Origin of the sequence: Arthrobacter woluwensis (genome assembly GCF_900105345.1) — a bacterium.
Taxonomy (GTDB): Bacteria; Actinomycetota; Actinomycetes; order Actinomycetales; family Micrococcaceae; genus Arthrobacter_E; species Arthrobacter_E woluwensis.
Genome location: NZ_FNSN01000003.1, coordinates 1954897 through 1973366 on the forward strand (window position 1 = coordinate 1954897; position 18470 = coordinate 1973366).

The following is an 18470-nucleotide window of genomic DNA, read 5'->3' on the forward strand; positions in this document are numbered from 1 at the left end:
GAGTCATGAGCATCGAGAACAGCACCCCGTCCTCCCCGTCCTTCACGCCCGGCGAGACCCTGGTGGCGGACGGCGACATCACGCTCAACGCGGGCCGTCCCGTCACCGAGCTCGCCGTCACCAACACGGGCGACCGGCCGGTCCAGGTCGGATCGCATTTCCACTTCGCCGAGACCAACCGCGGCCTCGACTTCGACCGGCAGGCAGCACACGGGCTCCGGCTCGACATCCCGGCCGGCACGGCCGTGCGCTTCGAGCCGGGCGACACCAAGACCGTGCGGCTCGTCCCGCTCGCCGGCGCGCGCGAGGTGTACGGCCTGCGCGGACTGACCGAGGGCCCGCTGGATGACGCGGCGGCACCGAACGACGGCGCGGATGCGGCGCCGTCGTCGTCGGCTGCGAGTGAGGACGGCGGCCTGCCGAATCTCGCGATCCCGCGCACGCAGTACGCCCAGCTCTACGGGCCCACCACCGGTGACCGCGTCCGGCTCGGTGACACCGGCCTGTTCGCCGAGGTGGAGCGGGACCTGACCGTCTACGGCGAGGAAGTGGTGTTCGGGGGCGGCAAGGTGCTGCGCGACGGCATGGGCCAGAACGGCCAGGTGACGCGCGACGGCGGCGACGTGCCGGACACGGTCATCACCAACGCGCTCATCGTGGACCACAGCGGGATCTACAAAGCAGACGTCGCACTCCGCGACGGCCACATCCAGGCGATCGGCAAGGCCGGGAACCCGCTCATCCAGGACGGTGTGGACATCGTGGTCGGGTCCTCCACCGAGATCATCGCGGGGGAGCGCAAGATCCTCACCGCGGGCGGCATCGACACCCACATCCACTTCATCTCCCCGGACCAGATCCCCACCGCCCTGGCCTCCGGCGTGACCACGATGATCGGCGGTGGCACGGGACCGGCCGAGGGCACCAAAGCCACCACGGTCACGCCCGGCGCCTGGCACATCGCCCGGATGCTCCAGGCCGCGGAGGCGTTCCCGATGAACATCGGCCTGCTCGGCAAGGGGCATGCCAGCAGCACCGAACCTCTCGCGGAGCAGATCCGCGCCGGCGCCATCGGCCTGAAGATCCACGAGGACTGGGGCGCCACCCACGCCTCGATCGACAGGGCGCTGCAGGTCGCGGACGAGTACGACGTGCAGGTCGCCATCCACACGGACACCCTGAACGAATGCGGCTTCCTGGAGGACACGGTCGCGGCCATCGGAGACCGGGTGATCCACACCTTCCACACGGAGGGCGCGGGCGGTGGTCACGCGCCGGACATCATCGCGATCGCGGCCCAGCCCAATGTCCTGCCCGCCTCGACCAACCCGACGATCCCCTTCACCCGCAACACGGCGGAGGAGCACCTGGACATGCTCATGGTGTGCCACCACCTGAGCCCGGCGATCCCCGAGGATGTCGCGTTCGCCGATTCCCGCATCCGGCCCGAGACCATCGCGGCGGAGGACGTGCTGCATGATCTCGGCGTGTTCTCGATCATGTCGAGCGATTCCCAGGCCATGGGCCGCGTGGGGGAAGTGGTGACCCGCACCTGGCAGCTGGCGGACAAGATGAAGGCCCAGCGCGGCCACCTGAATCCCGACGGCAGCACGACGGCGCCGGACGCCGGCACGGACTCGGACAACTTCCGCATCAAGCGGTACGTCGCCAAGTACACGATCAATCCCGCCATCGCGCAGGGCATCGCGGATTCGGTGGGCAGCCTCGAAGTGGGCAAGTTCGCGGACCTCGTCCTCTGGGATCCGGCGTTCTTCGGCGTGAAGCCGGACCTGGTCCTCAAGGGCGGCACGATCGCCAACTCCGTGATGGGCGACCCGAACGCCTCGATCCCGACGCCGCAGCCGCAGACCCTCCGCATGGCCTTCGGCGCGTACGGCGGCAGTGTCCAGGCCTCCTCGATCACCTTCCTCTCGCAGGCGGCCGTGGACGCCGGCGTGGCCGCCTCGCTGGGGCTGAAGAAGGTCATCCGGCCGGTGCGTGGCATCCGGAACCTGCGGAAACAGGACCTGCCGTTCAACGGGGAGACTCCGCGTCTCGACGTGGATCCGCAGACCTATGAGGTGCGGGTGGACGGCGAGGTCGTGACCTGCGATCCCGTGGACTCCGTGCCTCTGGGCCAGCGGTACTTCCTGTTCTGACACCTGTTCCGGACCGGCCCCGGAGAAAGAGACGACCATGATCGTGACCAGCATCCTCGGCAACATCCATGACGAGGACCACCCCTTCCCGGCCGGCCACCGCGAGAAGGTCACCCTTCCCGTGGCGGACCTGGCCAAGCGGATTCAGCGCGTGACCAGTGACCACGGCCGCGAGCTCGGCATCCGGCTGCCGGCCGGCTCACCCGATCTGCGCGACGGCGACGTGCTGTTCGCGGAGGAGGGCAACGCCGTCGTGGTGGCCGTGGAGGCCAGCGACGTGCTGGTGATCGCGCCGCGGAGCATCGGGGAGGCGCTGTTCACGGCCCACTCGCTCGGCAACCGCCACCTGCAGGCGCAGTTCTTCGGGCCGGACTCGGACTATGCCGCCGACGTCATGGTGTGCCAGTACGACCACACCGTGGAGGACTTCCTGAACCACCATCACGTGCCGTACAGCCGTCAGGAACTGGTCATGGCCGTGCCGTTCCGGCACGCGGAGCACACCCACTGATGAGCCGTCCGGCCCCCAGCCTCGCGGCGCTCCTTCAGCTCACCGACTCGGCCCTGCCGACCGGTGCGTTCAGCCATTCCTTCGGCCTGGAACCGTACTTGGACAGTGGCGAGGTGACGGACGAGCACACCCTGCTGGCCTGGCTGGAGGGATACCTCAGCACCCAGCTGACGTTCACGGACGCCATCGCGGTGCGCCGGGCCTGCCGGTTGGCGGCAGGGCTGGGTGATCACCCCGGCGGAGCGGCTCTTGACGGTCTTCAGGACCTCGACGCAGAACTCGGCGCGCTGCTCATCCCGCGTCAGCTCCGGGAGGCGAGCCTGCGGATGGGCCGCCGCCTGCTGGAGATCGCCCGCGAGTCGTTCCCCTCGCCGGCCGTGGAGGCCTACGCCGACGCGGTGGCTGCGGGCGACTGTCAGGGTCATTTCGTCCTGGCGTTCGCCCTCGCTGCTCACGGGCTCGGGTTCGACGAGGGCACCGTCGTGGAGGCGCACCTTTCGGCGGCGCTGACCTCCCTCGCCTACAACGCCGTGCGGGCCATCCCGCTGGGCCAGCTCTCCGGGCAACGCGTCCTGGCGGGCGTGCGCGCCCGGGTGCCCGCCGCCGTCGAACGGTCCAGGACCGCCGACGAGCGGCACTTCGGCGCCGCGGCGCCCGCCCTTGAAATCCATCAGATGCGGCACGAGCACCAGCGTGCGCGCATGTTCGCCAGTTGAGGAGCAGACCATGAACGATCCCGTCATCATCGGCATCGGCGGCCCCGTGGGCGCCGGGAAGACCCAGTTGGTGGAGCGCGTGACCCGTGCGCTCATCGACGACTTCTCCATGGCCGCCATCACGAACGACATCTACACGATCGAGGACGCCAAGATCCTGGCGCGCAACGGCGTGCTCCCGGAGGACCGGATCGTCGGCGTGGAGACCGGCGGTTGCCCGCACACCGCCATCCGTGAGGACACCTCCATGAACACGGCGGCGATCGAGGACCTGAAGGAACGCCACCCCGGCCTGGAGCTGATCTTCGTCGAATCGGGCGGCGACAACCTCTCGGCCACCTTCAGCCCGGAACTCGTGGACTTCTCCGTGTACGTCATCGACGTGGCGCAGGGGGAGAAGATCCCGCGCAAGGCCGGGCAGGGCATGATCAAGTCGGATTTGCTGGTCATCAACAAGACCGACCTCGCGCCGCATGTGGGCGCGGATCTGGCGGTGATGGAGAGCGATTCGCGGTCGTTCCGCGGAGACCGCCCGTTCTGTTTCACCAACCTCAAGACCGACGACGGCCTGGACTACGTGCTGAACTGGATCCGCCGGGACGTGCTCATGACGGACCTCGCGTGACCGTGACCGCCGTGTCTCAGGGGGCGGCCGGGGCTCACGTGGCTTCCGGTGCCGGCCCGGCGGAGCCCACAGGCGAGCTGCGTCTCCGGCTCGAGGCCCGAAACGGCCGCTCCGTGGTGACCGGGCAGTTCCACTCCGGCGCGCTCCGGATGCTCCGGCCGCTCTATCCGGGGGCTGGGGCCCGGCCCGCCGCTCAAAGGACCACTGAGGAGGACGGGCAGGTCCTGGTCACCGCCATCAATCCGGGCGGGGGCTATCTGGGCGGGGACCGGTACGTGCTCGGCGCGGAGCTGGGCGCGGACACGTCGCTCCTTCTGACCACGCAGTCGGCCACCAAGGTCTACCGCACGCCCCAGGGTCCCGCCCGGTCGAGCCAGCAGTTCCGCCTGGAGGCCGGTGCGCGCCTCGAATCCGTCCCGGACGCGCTGATCGCCTATCAGGCCGCCAGCTACCACCAGGACACCGAGGTGTGGATGCATCCGACGGCGTCGCTCGCCCTCGCGGAGACCGTCACGCACGGCTGGGCGCCCGACGGCACCTCGTTCCGCTTCGACGAGGTGTCCCTGCGCACCCGCGTGCACGTGGGCGGCCGGCTCGCGGTCTCCGACAACCTCCTGCTGCGCCCGGACCAGGGCGGCACGGCCCGTCTCATGCTCGGCGGGCACTCGCACCTCGCCACGCTGCTCGTGGTCGACCCCCGTGCGGAGGACGACGCCGTGCAGCGGCTCCGTGAGGAGCTCGGCGTCCTGCTCCAGCCGGCGTCGTCGGGTGCGCTGCTGGGGATCACCCGCTTGGCCGTGCCGGGTTTCGTCCTGCGAGCCCTGACCGGCAGCACCCAGTCCGCGGAGGCCGTCCTTCACCGGGCGCTGGACTGGATGCGCCGCGAATGGCACGGGCAGCCGCCCGTCGACCTGCGCAAATACTGACGGCGCACCTGACTGGCGGCGGAAGACACCGACTTTTGCAACCACAGACCTGAGGAAGTACCGAGATGCGACACAAGACCCTCCGGGCCGCAGCCGTGGTCCTCGTCCTGCACCTCCTGGCCGGGGCGTTCCTGCTCGCCGCCGCCGGGCCTCAGTCCGGCACCGCGCTGGGCCTGTGCGCGGTGGCGTACCTGGCCGGTGTGAAGCACTCCTACGATTGGGACCACATCGCGGCCATCGACAATTCCAGCCGCCGGTTCGCTGCGCAGGGCAGGTATCACACCGGTGTCGGCCTGGCGTTCAGCCTGGGGCATTGCACCGTGGTGGTCCTGGCCTGCGCGCTCGTGGTGCTGGGGGTGGGGTCCATGCAGCAGCTCTTCGCCGAAGGCAGCACGGCGAACGTGGTGCTGTCCTGCACGGGGGCGGCCGTGTCCGGCTTCTTCCTCCTCACGCTCGGCCTCTTCAATTCGGGCGCGTTCTTCGGCACAGCCCGGACGGCACGGCTGCTGCGGGAGGGGCATCCGGTCAGCACGCAGGATCTTGAACCGCGCGGCCTGGCGGCGCGTCTGGTGGCCGCGCCGCTGAAGGCCGTGCAGGCCCCACGCCATCTGTACGCGGTCGGGTTCCTGTTCGGTCTCGGCTTCGACACCGCGACCACGGTCGGCCTGCTCGTGACCTCCGCGTCGGCGGTCCTGGCCGGGGTGCCCGCCGTCGCGCTGCTGGCCATGCCGTTCGCGTTCTCTGCTGCGATGACCCTCTTCGACACGGCCAATGGCGCGGCGATGATGACGCTCTACCGGAACGCGCTCGCCCAGCCCCTGCAGCGGCTCCGCTTCAACCTGGTGGTGACCGGGATGTCCGCCGTGTCGGCCCTGTTCGTCGCCACCATCACGCTCGGGGCGCTGTTCCGGGAGCTGCTCGGGCTGGAGGATCCGGTCACCGGGTTCCTGGCCTCGATCGATCTGGGCGACGCCGGCCTGCTCCTGGTCGCGTCCTTCCTCGTGGTCTGGGCCGTCGCGGCCCTGGCACGCCGGGTGCGACGCCCGTCCGTGGGCTGAAGCCGGTTCGAGCCGGCAGCCCGGACGACGACTCTACATGCCGGTGTAACGTCCCGGGCGGTGGTTGAACGCCAGGATGATGTTCAGGACGATCGCCCCGGCCGCCGAGAGCAGCACCAGGTTCCAGGGGACCACGGTGAGGGCGCCGAGGATCACGAGAATGTCGGCCACCATGAGCACGTAGCCGGCCCGCCAGCCGATGCGCTCCTGGATGAGCAGCGCCAGGATGTTGAATCCGCCGAGGCTGGCCTTGTGCCGGAACAGGATCAGCAGCCCGACGCCGGAGAGCAGATTGCCGGCCAGTGCGCCGTAGACGGGATTCAGGTGGATCTCGCCGAGGGCCAGGGGGTGCAGAGAGGTCAGCGCGGAGACAGCGAGGGCGCACACGATGGTGCGCAGGGTGAAGTTCCAGCCCTTCTTCCAGGCCGCCAGGGCGAAGAAGGGGGCGTTCACGATGAGGAAGACCACGCCGAACGGGGCGCCGACCGCGTAGCTGAGCAGGAGCGACAGCCCCGCCGTCCCTCCGGTCACCGTCCCGCTGCTGTGCAGAAGGTACAGGCCGAGGGAGGCGATGAAGGTTCCCGTGATGAGCCCGAGCAGGTCTTCCGCCAGCCCGTGCCGGGTGCTCTCCGGGGTGGCGGAGGGGGTCGCGTCGGTGGGAGCGACGGGGGAGTCCGGACGAGTCGGGGGGACGTCCTGCGGACGACGGACCTGCAAGATGCTCATGAGAGAATTTTCGGAACGCTGGTACATCCGCGCAAGCTCGGCCATTTTCACTGGGATGATTGCCTAGCCAAGATCCAAAACACCTGCATTATTGCCTAGACGAGGAGGGAATCACCGATGAATGACCCCCATGGCCTGGACGCGCTCGACGCCCGTATCCTGCTCGCCCTGGACGAGGAGCCGGGTGCTTCCGTGCTGCGCCTCGCCCACCTCGTGGGCGTCTCGCGGAACACCGTGCACGCCAGGCTGCAGCGGATGAACCGTCAGGGGCTCCTGCTCGGCTTCACCCAGCGGGTGCCGCCGTCCGCCCTCGGCTACGGTCTGGTCGCCTTCGTCTCTCTGGCGATCGCTCAGGCGGACAGCGCGACGGCGGTGCGGAGCGTCCAGGAGATCCCCGAGGTGGTGGAGATCCACAAGACGACCGGCGACGCGGACTTCCTGGTCAAGGTGGTGGCACGGGACACCTCGGATCTGAACCGGGTCACGCAGGCGATGGTCGCGGTGCCGGGAGTGGTCCGGTCGAGCACGGCGGTGTCTCTTGAGGAGACGATGCCGTTCCGCACACGCGCGTTGCTGGAGCGTCGGGCGGCCCAGGACGGGGCGGCACAGGGCTGAGGCGGGCGCCTCAAAAAACACTGAAGGCCCGGAGCGGCTGTCCGCTCCGGGCCTTCGTGCTGCCCGGTGGTTAGCCTGAGTGATCAGGCTCCGGGCGGCGTCCGCCGTGTTCAGGCGGTGACGGCGAGAGCGTCGATCTCGACGAGCATGACCTCGTGGGGCAGGTCCACGAACACCGTGGTGCGGCTGGGGAGCTGGCCGCTCGGGACGTTCTCCTGGATGAACTCGCCGTAGACCTCGTTCATGGCGGAGAAGTCGTCGCGGGTGGTCAGGTACACGCGGAACATCACGACGTCTTCCACGGAGGAGCCGCCGGCTTCGAGGATGGCCTTGACGTTCTCCAGGGTGCGGCGGGTCTGGACGCGGACGTCGCCGTCGCCGATGTACTGGTTGGTCTCGGGATCCATCGGACCCTGGCCGGACACCTGGAACAGGCCGCCCTTCTTCACCCCCTGGGAGAAGGTGTGGGCCGGTGCCGGAGCGTTCTCGGTGAAGACGATTTCCTTGGAGCTCATGGTGATTCCTTTCGGTGCTGATCTATGTAAGGTGCTGATCTAAATTCGTTGCTGATCTGAATTCGGTGCTGATGGAAGAACGTGCTGGTGAAGGCCGGTCAGGCCGGCCGCGGAGGCGTCACCGCTTCGTGTAGCCGAGCTCGGCCGACACGGCGTCGGTGCATTCCCGGAGCGCAGGCAGCAGGCCCAGGAGGCCTTCGCGGTCGAGCATGACGGTGGGAACAGAGCAGGAGACGGCCGCGACCACCCGGCCGCCGGCATCCCGGATGGGCGCGGCGACGCAGTGCACGAACTCCTCGAACTCTTCGCCGTCGAGCGCCCAGCCCTGGTCGGCGACCTGCTCCAGCTCGCGCAGGAAGGCCTCCGGGCCGGCGATGGTGTTGTCCGTGTACCGGCGGTACTCGAGGCTGTCGGCCAGGGCCTTCCGCTGCTCGAGGGGCAGGTCCGCGAAGATCACCTTGGACACCGCGGCGGCGTGCAGGGCGGCGGTCAGGCCGATCCGCGAGTACATGCGCACCGGATGCCGGGACTCCAGCTTGTCGATGTAGACGATGTCCCGGCCCTCCGGGGCGGCGAGGTGCACCGTGTGCCCCGTGGCCTCGTTGAGCCGCGCCAGATAGGGGTGGGCGGAGCTGCGGATGTCCCGCTGCTCCAGCGCCAGGCTGGAGAGTTCGAACAGCTTCGAGCCGAGACGGTAGCGCTGCTGGGCGTCCCGGACCACGAACCTCCGGTCCTCCAGACTGTGCAGCAGTCGCATCACGGTGGTCTTGTGGACGTCGGCGGTGGACGCGAGCTCGTCGAGGGTGGCGGGGCCGGCGGCCAGCGCCGACAGCAGATCCAGGGCGCGCACCAGACTCTGGCTCATGACTGTCCCACCAGGAACCGGCCGTGAGCCACGGTGATGGCCTCCCACTCGCGCTCGGGGCAGCGCAGGATGCGGTCGAGATCCTCGTCGTCCGGGAGAGGCCCCCTGTCGCCGTGGACCGTGAGGGTGCACGCGGCGGCGACGTGGCCGCGGCGCAGGCTGAGCGGCTGCTCCAGTCCGGACACCACGCCGCTCAGGTAGCCGGCGGCGAAGGAGTCTCCGGCCCCCACCGGCTCCACCACTTCGACGTGGAGCGCAGGGACTTCCCAGCGTTCGCCGTCGTGCCCCAGGGCGATGGCGCTGATCGCCTCGTTCTTGAGGACCAGCACGCCCGGATCGGGCAGCAGGGCACGGAGTTCCCGTTCGTCCTGGGTGCCGAAAGCGAGAAGCGCCTCGTCCTTGCCCATGAGGACGATGTCGGCCAGATTGGCGAGCCGGCGGACGACCGACGAATCCCTGCCCTCCCAGAGTGCGGGCCGCCAGTTGACGTCGAAGCTGATCAGCTGCCGGTCGCGGGGCCGGGAGAGGAGGGCCAGGAGCAGGTCGCGGCACGAGTCGCCGAGGGCGGCGGTGATGCCGCTCAGGTGAATGAGATCGGCGCCGTCGAGCAGGTCCGCGACGGCGGGGTCCTCCAGCAGGGCCGGATCCATCGCCGAGGCCGCGGAACCGCTGCGGTAGTAGAGCATCGCGGAGCCGGTGCCGGCGTCGCCGGGAACCTTGACGTAGAGGCCCGTGCGACGTTCGGGGTCGAGCTGTACACCGTCGGTCCGCACGCGATGCCGCTCGAGTTCGCGCAGGATGCGCCGCCCGAAGCCGTCGTCGCCGACTCGGCTGATCCAGGCCGTGTCCAGCCCCATCGCCGCGAGGCCCAGGGCCACGTTCGACTCCGCACCGCCCACCCCGAGATGCAGCGTGTCCGCGGTCTCCAGATTCCCGTTGCCGCCCGGGGTCAGCATCGCCATGGTCTCTCCCAGGCAGATGGCTCGTGGCATCTCGGCTCCTTTGCGACGGTCTGCTCACACGATTCCGGCCGCATCCGTTGACGCGGCCCCGGCTCAATGCTAAACATGAAGGCAGACATTTTGCAATATCGATTGCAAATTACGCAACGCAAGTTCCTTCGGGTTCCTCACACCGTGAGGGCCGGGAGAGCGACCACGATGACGAGGTGCACCAGTGAGCCAGACCATGTACGACCCGGACCGGGTCCGGAGCGTGGGGGAGGAGATCCTCGACTTCCGGCACAAGGCCGTGCCGGCGGCCCTGCAGGGTCTCCGGCTCGCGGACTTCGGAGGTCTTGGGCTCGGCCGCCTTCAGACCCCGCTGCTCACCCTTGACCGCGACGCCCTCGACGTCAACGCCCGACTGCTCGCGGACTGGTGCGAGGAACGCGGCATCCTGCTTGCCCCGCACGGGAAGACCACCATGTCGCCCGAACTGTGGGCGCGGCAGATGGACCTGGGCGCCTGGGGCATCACCCTCGCCAACGCCGCCCAGCTCCGGGTGGCCCGCCACTTCGGATTCACCCGTCTCATGCTCGCCAACAGCCTCACGGACCCGCAGGCGATCCGGTGGGCCGCGGAGCAGGCCTCCGACGGCGCGCGGATCGTCTCCTGGGTGGATTCGCCGGACACCGTCGCCCTGCTCGACCGCGAACTGACCGGGGACAGCCCGGCCCGGGACGGAATCCTGGATGTCATCGTCGAGCGCGGTGGCCACGGCGGGCGGACGGGGGTCCGCAGCCATGAGGAGGCACTGGCCATCGCCCGCGCGGTGCACGCGTCCCCGCGGCTCCGGCTGGTCGGCGTGGGCGGCTACGAAGGCGCCCTCGCCCATACGGCGGACGACGCCGGCCTGGCCGCCGTGCGCGGCTACCTCGCCGACGTCGTCGCGCTCCACGGAGCGCTGCTCGCCGAAGGGCTCTACGACGCGGACGAGCTGCTGGTCACCGCGGGAGGCAGCGCCTACTTCGACGATGTCGTGGATGTCCTCGGCCCGGTCCGGACAAGTCGCGGAGCGGGCACGCCCCGCGTCGACGTGGTGATCCGCAGCGGCGCCTACATTGTCCACGACGACGGCTTCTACCGCGGCATCTCGCCGTTCTCCCGCCAGGATCCGGACGGCCCGGCATCGTTCCGCTCGGCCATGCACGCCTGGGTGCGCGTGGTGTCCCAGCCCGAGCCGGGCCTGGCGATCCTCGAAGGCGGCAAGCGCGATCTGCCCTTCGACGAGGGCCTGCCCGTCCCGCAGTTCCTGAGCCCCGGCCTCGGCGAGCCCGGCATTCCCCTGGTCGGCGCCGAGATCGCCGCCGTCAACGACCAGCACGCCTTCCTGCGGTTCCCCGAACCCGTGGACGTCAAGCCCGGCGACGTGATCCGGCTGGGCCTCTCCCACCCGTGCACGGCCCTGGACAAGTGGACCGTGATCCCCGTGCTCGATTCCACCCGGGACACCGACGCGCCCACCGTGGTCGGCGCCGTGCGGACCTTCTTCTAGGAGCGACGATGCCTGCACAGAACAGCGCTCCCCGGAACACCGGCACCCAGATCCTCTTCACGAACGTCACCCTCGTGGACGGCACCGGCGATCCTCGGCGGGCCGCGGACGTCCTGATCGAAGGCGAGGTGATCGCCCGCATCGCCGGTCCCGGCGAGCTGCGGGAGCACGCGGATCCCGGCTGCGAGATCATCGAGGGCGACGGGCTGGTCCTGAGTCCCGGGTTCATCGACATGCACGCCCATTCGGATCTGCAACTGCTGGTCACGCCGGACCATTACGCCAAGCTCAGCCAGGGTGTCACCACGGAACTGCTGGGTCAGGACGGTCTGTCCTACGCCCCGGTGGATGACCCGACCCTCGCCGGGGTCCGCCAGAAGATCGCCGGATGGAACGACAATCCCGAGGACTTCGACTGGGACTGGCGGTCCGTGCGCGAGTACCTGGACCGGCTGGACCGTCCGGACGCCGACGGCGGCCGGATCGCCACGAACGCCGCATACCTCGTGCCCCAGGGCACCGTCCGGGCGCTCGTCATGGGCTTCGACGAGGGCGAGGCGACCCCGGACGACGTCGAGCGCATGCGCGAGGTGGTCAGGATCGCGATGGAGGAGGGCGCCCTCGGGATGTCCTCCGGTCTGACGTACACGCCCGGCATGTACGCGACCACCGAGGAACTCGGCGCTCTGTGCCGCACGGTGGGGGAGCTGGGTGGTTTCTACGCCCCGCACCACCGCTCGTACGGCAAGGGCGCGCTCGCCGCGTACGCCGAGATGATCGGCCTCAGCCGGGATACCGGCTGTGCGCTGCACCTCTCCCACGCCACCATGAACTTCGCGGAGAACAAGGGCAGGGCGGGTGAACTCCTCGCCCTGATCGATGAGGCGCTCGACGACGGCGTCGATATCACCCTCGACACGTACCCGTACCTCCCCGGCGCCACGACGCTGTCCGCGATCCTGCCGAGCTGGGCCTCCGCGGGCGGCACGGACGCGACGCTGGACCGGCTGCGCGATCCGGAGACCCGGGCGAGGATCCGCGAGAACGTGGAGATCTACGGATCCGACGGCTGCCACGGTGTCGTCGCCGAATGGGACACGCTGGAGATCAGCGGCGTGCAGAACCAGGCGCTGGCCGGGTACGTGGGCCGCACCATCGAACAGATCGCGCAGGAGGAAGAGCGCGAGCCGTTTGATGTCTTCGCCGGGATCCTGCTCGAGGACCGCTGTGGCACGGGCATCCTCCAGCACGTCGGTCACGAGGAGAACGTCCGCGCCATCATGGTGCACCGCACTCACACGGGCGGCAGCGATGGTCTCCTGGTGGGCGGCAAGCCCCATCCTCGGGCGTGGGGCACGTTCCCCCGCTACCTCGGGCGCTACTGCCGGGAGCTCGGGCTGCTCAGCCTTGAGGAGACCGTGCACCATCTGAGCGGGCGTCCCGCCGCGCGGCTCCGGCTGGACCGCCGGGGCCTGGTGCGCGAGGGCTACGCCGCGGATCTGGTGCTCTTCGACCCGGAGACCGTCCGGGACACCGCCACCTTCGAGCAGCCGCGTCAGGCCGCCGACGGCATCCACTACGTCCTCGTCAACGGCACGGCGGCCATCGCCGGCGGCCGGCCCACCGGAGCCCGCGCGGGCCGCGCGCTCCGCCGAACCCCGGAAGGAACAGCAGCACAGCGATGAACAACTCGGAGCTCGAACGGATTCTCGCGGAGGACCGCACCCTGGCCGTGGTCCGTGCCAAGGCCATCCCGGACGCCGCGCGCCTCGCGGAGGCCCTGGCCAAGGGCGGGATCCGCACCCTGGAACTGACCTTCACCACCCCGGACGTCACCCGGCACCTCCGCCGGGCCGCCGAGACCGCGGGTGACCACGGCGCCGTCGTGGGTGTGGGCACCGTGATGACCGCAGCGCAGGCGCGCGAGGCCATCGACGCCGGCGCTCAGTTCCTCGTCACACCGGGCCTGCGTCCGGACGTGGCCGCCGTCGCGCGGGAGGCCGGGGTGCCCATCAGCCTGGGCGCCATGACCCCCACCGAAGTGGCCGCGGCCCTGGACCTCGGCTCGGAGATCGTGAAGATCTTCCCGGCCCGCCAGCTCGGACCGCAGTACCTGAAGGATCTGCAAGGACCGTTCCCGGGGATCAAGCTCCTGCCGTCCGGCGGCGTGGACGCCGGGAACGCCCGCGGGTACCTCGACGCCGGCGCGCTGGCCGTCTGCTGCGGCACCTCCGTGGTGCCGCCCGCCGCCGTCGACGCCGGGGACTGGGACGACATCACCGCGCGTGCCAAGGCCTTCGTGCAGGCCCTTTGAAGCACCGGGCTCTGAAACTCCGCCACCCCGACATCACCCCTGCCCCCCCAATAGATCATCCGCGCCCCGGCCCCCGGAGGCGAACAGCTCAAAGGAGAGAACATGGATGGATTCCTGTCGTGGCTGCGCCACGACACAGCAGGCTTGCTCCTGCTGGCAGGCGTGGGCATCGCCCTCCTGCTTTTCCTCATCATCAAGGTGAAGGTCGAACCCTTCATCGCCCTCGTCGGCACCGGCGTGCTCGTGGCCCTCGTGGGCGGAGTGACGGTCGAGCAATTGGTGGGCTCACCCATCAAGAGCAGCGACGCCCTCATTGAAAAGGGCTTCGCCGGGATCCTCGGTCACATCACCCTGATCATCGGCCTGGGCACGGTCCTGGGCGCCATCCTGGAACGCTCCGGCGGTGCGGAAGTGCTGCTCGGCCGGCTCGTGAAGGTGTTCGGCGAGAAGGGCACCCCGCTCGCCATGGGCATCACGGGCTTCGTGCTCGGCATCCCGGTGTTCTTCGACATCGGCATCTTCGTCCTGGCGCCGCTCGTCTACGTGGCGGCGGTCCGCGGCGGCAAGTCGCTGGCGCTCTACGCGCTGCCGCTCCTGGCCGGCCTCTCCGTGACGCACGCGTTCCTGCCGCCCCACCCGGGACCCGTGGCCGCGGCCGGCCTCTTCCACGTGGAGCTCGGCTGGATCATCATCATGGGCCTCGCCTGCGGCATCCCCGCCTGGTTCGTCTCCGGCATGCTCTGGGGCACCTGGATCGGCAAGCGGGTCATGGTGAACGTCCCTGAGGACCGGATCGTCCCCGAATCCGAGGAGGCCAAGGGACGCGAGCCGCACATCGGCGTCGTCGCCCTGACCATCGGCCTGCCCATGATCCTGATCCTGGGCGCGACCTTCGGCAACGTGTTCCTCCCGGCGGGAGGCTTCCGGGACGTGCTGATCTTCTTCGGCAACCCGGCCATCGCGCTCACGGTCGCCGTGCTGCTGGCCATGTGGCTCCTGGGCATCCGCAACGGCATGACGTCCAAGGACCTGTCCGAGCTCAGCTCCTCCTCGCTGCGCCCGGTGGGCATGATCCTGCTGGTCGTCGGTTCGGGCGCGTTCTTCGGCGCGGTGCTCGCGGCGACCGGCGTGGGCAAGGCCGTCGCCACCTCGCTGTCCGAGGCGGGTCTGCCCCTCATCGTGTCCGCCTACGTGATCGCCTGTGGCATGCGCATCGCCCAGGGCTCCGCGACCGTGGCGATCGTGACCACGGGCGGCATCCTCGCCCCGGCGCTGACCTCCGGCCAGTACTCGCAGCCGCAGCTGGCCCTGCTGGTCATGGCCATCTCGTCCGGTTCCATCATCGCCAGCCACGTCAACGACGGCGGGTTCTGGATCATCTCCAAGTACTTCAACATGTCCGTCAAGGACACGCTGAAGACCTGGACCGTGCTGGAGACCGTGCTCTCGGTGGTCGGCTTCGGCATGGCGAGCCTCCTGTGGGTGTTCGTCTCCTGACGGAGCTCTCCTCAGGGCACAGCGTCTTCAAAGACGCTGCGCGTTCAAGGGCACAGCGCCTCCCCGCGGAATCGTCCCGGAACTCCCGGCGACGACGACGGCGAAGGGCCGGTCACCTCTCGGTGACCGGCCCTTCGTGCCGTGTGCGGCCCAAACGCGGTCAGACCGCGGGGATCGCCTCGTACCAGCCGTTCTGGAGGTTCTGGACGCCGGGCTCGCGCCGGTCCAGACCGGGCTGCGCCGCCCACCGCACGCCGTTGGCCAGCACCTTGCGGACCTCGGGGTGGTGGTAGACCGGGTACTCCTGATCGCCGGGGCTGAAGTAGAAGATCCGGCCCTTGCCCCGGGTGAAGGTGACGCCGGAGCGGAACACCTCGCCCCCGGCGAAGGAGCTGATGAAGATCAGATCGTCCGGATCCGGGATGTCGAACAGTTCGCCGTACATCTCCTGCTCCGGGATGATGATCGGATTCGCCACGCCCTCGGAGATCGGGTGGGACGGTTTCACATTCCACACCAGTTCCCGCTCGCCGTCGTTGCGCCACGCGAGGGAGCAGCTGGTGCCCAGGAGCTTGATGAAGATCTTGGAGAAGTGCCCCGAATGCAGCACGAGCAGACCCATGCCGCCCAGGACGTGCCGCTGCACGCGCTCCACCACGGCGTCATCCACCTCGGCGTGCGCCATGTGGCCCCACCACAGGAGGACGTCGGTGGCCGCGAGGACCTCCTCGGTCAGACCGTGGTCCGGCGCGGATGCCAGGGTGGCCGTGGAGACCTCGGCGCCGGGCAGCAGTTCCCGGAGTCCGTCGGCGATCGCGCCGTGCATGCCGTCGGGGTAGATCTCGCCGATGTGGGCGGGTTCGTTGAGTGATTCGTGGACGCCTTCGTTCCACACGAGGATGCGCAGGGGACGGGACATCAGAGCTGAACCTCCCGGTTCTCGCGGGCGGAACGGTAGGCGGCGTCGATGATGCGGGCGCGCCCCAGGGCGACCGAGCCGTCGTGCCGTGCCCATTCCTCGGGGCCGGAGCGGACCGCGGAGACGAAGTCCTCCACCACTTGCTGGTGCATCCCGTTGGGGCCGATCACCGGGGCGTAGTCGGCGCTCGCTTCGCCGGTGTCCTTGTAGACGGTCAGGTGCCCGGCTTCCGGCATCGGTTCGCCGGCCACCCGCAGCTCGGCGCCGCCGTCGGTGCCGTAGACGAGGAAGTTGATCTCGTCGTCGGGGTTGCGATAGCTGGCCCAGCCCGCCTCGATCAGCAGCGCGCCGCCGCCCTCCAGCCGGAGGAAGGCGGAGGAGAAGTCCTCGACTTCGAAACGGTGCTCGGTGGAGGTCGCCTTATAGCTGCCGTTGCCACCCAGCCCGCGCGGGCCGAGTTCGGAGTGCGTCGTGGCGCTGACCGAGACGACCGTGGGCTCGCCGAGCAGGTGCAGCGAGTAGTCGAGGACGTGCACCCCGATGTCCACCAGGGGACCTCCGCCGGCCAGCGCCGGGTTGGTGAACCAGCTGCCGAGGGTCGGGATGCCCTTGCGGCGGAGCCACGCCGCCTTGGCGTAGTAGGGGCGGCCGATCTCGCCGGAGTCGATGACCGTCTTCAGCGCGCCGATGTCGCCGCGGCGGCGGTGGTTGAACGCCACGTCCAGCACGCGACCGGCGCGCCGTGCGGCGTCGACCATGGCCTGGCCCTCGACGGCGTCCTTGGCCAGGGGCTTCTCGCTCAGCACGTGGAGGCCGCGTTCGAGGGCCGCCACGGTGATGGGGGCGTGCAGGAAGGTGGGCACGGCGACGCTGATGGCGTCGAGACCGCCGGCGTCGAGCATGTCCTCCCAGCGGGCGTAGGTCGCGGGGACGTCGTACTCCGCCTGGAGCCTGGCGAGGGGTTCGGCCTCCATGGCGGCGAGGGCCACCACGCGGACGCCGGGGATCCGGGAGTACGCCTCCAGGTGCTGCTGGCCGGCCCAGCCGATGCCGACGACGCCGACCCTCAGCTGCTCAGCGTCCGGCCGGGTGGGTTCCTGAGTCACAGGTGGTTCCTTTCGGGGGTGGTGGAGAGGGGTGGTTCTCGAGGCTTGCGAGAGGACTTTTGTACAGTAGAAGTCATAAGTTGCGCGCACGAAGCCAAGAGCAGATTTTCACGGGTCGCCCGGCGCGTCAAGGGTTTTGCGTCAGCGCTTACACGTCAGCGCCTACACGTCGGCGCCTGCATCTCCGGGCGGCGCTCACGTGCGGGCGATCGCCGCCTCGATGGATTCGGGGGAGAGGAGGTGCTCGATCACGAGGCGGCTCGCGCCGAGGATGCCGGCGTCGGCACCCGCGCGGGACGGTTCGATCCTCAGATGACGCGTGGCGAGGGGCTGGGAGCGGCGGTAGACGGCCTCGCGCGCGCCGGCCATGAGGGGGTCCCCGGCCTGAGCGAGCGTGCCGCCGACCACGATCACGGACGGGTTCAGCACGTTGACGCAGAACGCGAGAACCTCGCCGAGATCCCGCCCGGCCTGGCGAAGCGCGTGAATGGCGGCCACCTCGCCACGCGCGGCCAAGGCGACCACCTCGGAGCCGCGGTCGGCGTCCAGGCCCTGGAGGCGCAGTTTCGCGGCCAGCGCGGGCCCGGACGCCACCGCTTCGAGGCAGCCCGTGTTGCCGCAGCGGCACGGGACGTCCTCGCCGTCGGGCACCCGGACATGGCCGATGTCGCCGCTCGTGCCGTCCGCGCCGCGCTGGAGCCTCCCGCCGGCGATGATGCCCGACCCGACGCCCGTGGCCAGCTTCACGAAGAGGAATTCGCGGTGTTCGCTCCAGTGCGTGTGCTGTTCACCGAGCGCCATGATGTTGACGTCGTTGTCGACGAGCACCGGCACCTGCCACTCCTGTGCCAGTCGGGCGGGGACGTCGAAGCCGTCCCAGCCGGGCATGATCGGCGGGTTCACGGGACGCCCGGTCTCGTGCTCGACAGGTCCGGGCAGGCCGACGCCGATCCCGGCGAGTTCCCGTTCGTCCCGGCCGAGCTCTGCCAGGAGGTCCCGCCCGGTGCCGGCGATCCAGGCGAGGGTGGATTCCGGGCCGTCGGCGATGTCCCGCGGCTCCGAATGGCGGGCCAGGATGGTCCCTCCCAAGTCGGCGACGGCGACCGTCGCGTGGGCGCCGCCGATGTCAGCGGCCAGGACGATCCGGCGGGAGGCGCGGAACGCGAAGCGCGACGGCGGCCTGCCACCCGAGGAGGCCGCCTCACCGGCGGCCTCGATCAGGCCCGCTCCGAGCAGCGCGTCCAGGCGGGCGACCACGGTGGTCCGGGCCAGGCCCGTGAGCGCCATGATCTCGGCGCGCGTGCGGGCCTCGCCGTCCCGGAGCAGCTGGAAGAGCTGGCCGGGGCCGCTCGGCGCGGTGAGGTCGATGACGCCGGGCGCGGCAGGAGAGCTACTGGTCATGCATAAGACTTAGCACAAGGA

The 18470-nt window shown here is 69.9% G+C and carries 18 protein-coding genes; 11 read left to right on the forward strand and 7 right to left on the reverse strand.

The features are described from left to right. Positions 1-5: 5 nt before the first annotated feature. From ureC to BLV63_RS09595, 6 genes are all read left to right on the forward strand, one after another. Positions 6-2159 (forward strand): urease subunit alpha, encoded by a 2154-nt coding sequence (gene ureC, locus BLV63_RS09570; RefSeq protein ID WP_074784211.1) that lies wholly within the window; start codon positions 6-8, stop codon positions 2157-2159. A gap of 37 nt (positions 2160-2196) precedes the next feature. Beyond that, on the forward strand, positions 2197-2670 hold the full coding sequence (gene ureE / locus BLV63_RS09575; protein WP_066212138.1) for an urease accessory protein UreE: 474 nt from the start codon (positions 2197-2199) through the stop codon (positions 2668-2670). After that, positions 2670-3386, forward strand: a complete 717-nt coding sequence (locus BLV63_RS09580; protein ID WP_066212140.1) for an urease accessory protein UreF — start codon at positions 2670-2672, stop codon at positions 3384-3386. Before ureE ends, BLV63_RS09580 begins: the two co-directional genes overlap by 1 nt. Positions 3387-3396: 10 nt before the next feature. Beyond that, the gene (ureG, locus tag BLV63_RS09585; protein WP_066212142.1) at positions 3397-4011 is read left to right on the forward strand and encodes an urease accessory protein UreG; all 615 of its coding nucleotides are present in this window, start codon (positions 3397-3399) and stop codon (positions 4009-4011) included. Further along, entirely contained in the window at positions 4008-4937 is a 930-nt protein-coding gene (locus BLV63_RS09590; RefSeq protein WP_066212143.1) for an urease accessory protein UreD, read from the forward strand. Before ureG ends, BLV63_RS09590 begins: the two co-directional genes overlap by 4 nt. 65 nt (positions 4938-5002) lie before the next feature. Further along, positions 5003-5995: a HoxN/HupN/NixA family nickel/cobalt transporter gene (locus BLV63_RS09595; protein ID WP_066212145.1), complete on the forward strand. Its 993-nt coding sequence runs from the start codon at positions 5003-5005 to the stop codon at positions 5993-5995. A gap of 33 nt (positions 5996-6028) precedes the next feature. Here BLV63_RS09595 and BLV63_RS09600 read toward each other — a convergent pair whose 3' ends face one another. Then, positions 6029-6721 carry a YitT family protein gene (locus tag BLV63_RS09600; RefSeq protein WP_082724089.1) on the reverse strand — a complete coding sequence of 231 codons (693 nt, stop codon included), beginning with the start codon at positions 6719-6721 and terminating at the stop codon, positions 6029-6031. A 117-nt stretch (positions 6722-6838) separates the two neighbouring features. Between BLV63_RS09600 and BLV63_RS09605 the strand changes: the two genes are divergently transcribed. After that, positions 6839-7336 (forward strand): Lrp/AsnC family transcriptional regulator, encoded by a 498-nt coding sequence (locus tag BLV63_RS09605; protein WP_066212146.1) that lies wholly within the window; start codon positions 6839-6841, stop codon positions 7334-7336. Between the two features lie 110 nt (positions 7337-7446). Here BLV63_RS09605 and BLV63_RS09610 read toward each other — a convergent pair whose 3' ends face one another. The 3 genes from BLV63_RS09610 to BLV63_RS09620 all read right to left on the reverse strand — a co-directional run bounded on the left by BLV63_RS09610 (position 7447) and on the right by BLV63_RS09620 (position 9708). After that, on the reverse strand, positions 7447-7851 hold the full coding sequence (locus BLV63_RS09610) for a RidA family protein (RefSeq protein WP_066212148.1): 405 nt from the start codon (positions 7849-7851) through the stop codon (positions 7447-7449). A 118-nt stretch (positions 7852-7969) separates the two neighbouring features. Beyond that, a complete protein-coding gene (locus tag BLV63_RS09615; RefSeq protein ID WP_066212150.1) occupies positions 7970-8716 on the reverse strand; it encodes an IclR family transcriptional regulator in 747 nt (248 codons plus the stop codon). After that, positions 8713-9708, reverse strand: a complete 996-nt coding sequence (locus BLV63_RS09620) for a sugar kinase (RefSeq protein ID WP_066212151.1) — start codon at positions 9706-9708, stop codon at positions 8713-8715. Before BLV63_RS09620 ends, BLV63_RS09615 begins: the two co-directional genes overlap by 4 nt. A gap of 184 nt (positions 9709-9892) precedes the next feature. Between BLV63_RS09620 and BLV63_RS09625 the strand changes: the two genes are divergently transcribed. From BLV63_RS09625 to BLV63_RS09640, 4 genes are all read left to right on the forward strand, one after another. Continuing rightward, positions 9893-11212 (forward strand): type III PLP-dependent enzyme domain-containing protein, encoded by a 1320-nt coding sequence (locus tag BLV63_RS09625; protein WP_254780540.1) that lies wholly within the window; start codon positions 9893-9895, stop codon positions 11210-11212. A gap of 8 nt (positions 11213-11220) precedes the next feature. Then, positions 11221-12897, forward strand: coding sequence for an N-acyl-D-amino-acid deacylase family protein (locus BLV63_RS09630; RefSeq protein WP_066212152.1), 1677 nt, complete (start codon positions 11221-11223; stop codon positions 12895-12897). Beyond that, positions 12894-13526 carry a bifunctional 4-hydroxy-2-oxoglutarate aldolase/2-dehydro-3-deoxy-phosphogluconate aldolase gene (locus BLV63_RS09635; RefSeq protein ID WP_066212153.1) on the forward strand — a complete coding sequence of 211 codons (633 nt, stop codon included), beginning with the start codon at positions 12894-12896 and terminating at the stop codon, positions 13524-13526. Before BLV63_RS09630 ends, BLV63_RS09635 begins: the two co-directional genes overlap by 4 nt. A 102-nt stretch (positions 13527-13628) precedes the next feature. Beyond that, positions 13629-15023, forward strand: coding sequence for a GntP family permease (locus BLV63_RS09640; protein WP_066212154.1), 1395 nt, complete (start codon positions 13629-13631; stop codon positions 15021-15023). A gap of 160 nt (positions 15024-15183) precedes the next feature. Here BLV63_RS09640 and BLV63_RS09645 read toward each other — a convergent pair whose 3' ends face one another. The 3 genes from BLV63_RS09645 to BLV63_RS09655 all read right to left on the reverse strand — a co-directional run bounded on the left by BLV63_RS09645 (position 15184) and on the right by BLV63_RS09655 (position 18449). Beyond that, positions 15184-15942: a ThuA domain-containing protein gene (locus tag BLV63_RS09645; RefSeq protein WP_066212156.1), complete on the reverse strand. Its 759-nt coding sequence runs from the start codon at positions 15940-15942 to the stop codon at positions 15184-15186. Next, positions 15942-17048 (reverse strand): Gfo/Idh/MocA family protein, encoded by a 1107-nt coding sequence (locus BLV63_RS09650; protein ID WP_066212158.1) that lies wholly within the window; start codon positions 17046-17048, stop codon positions 15942-15944. Before BLV63_RS09650 ends, BLV63_RS09645 begins: the two co-directional genes overlap by 1 nt. Positions 17049-17243: 195 nt before the next feature. Further along, positions 17244-18449, reverse strand: coding sequence for an ROK family transcriptional regulator (locus BLV63_RS09655; protein WP_066212159.1), 1206 nt, complete (start codon positions 18447-18449; stop codon positions 17244-17246). Positions 18450-18470 lie beyond the last annotated feature (21 nt).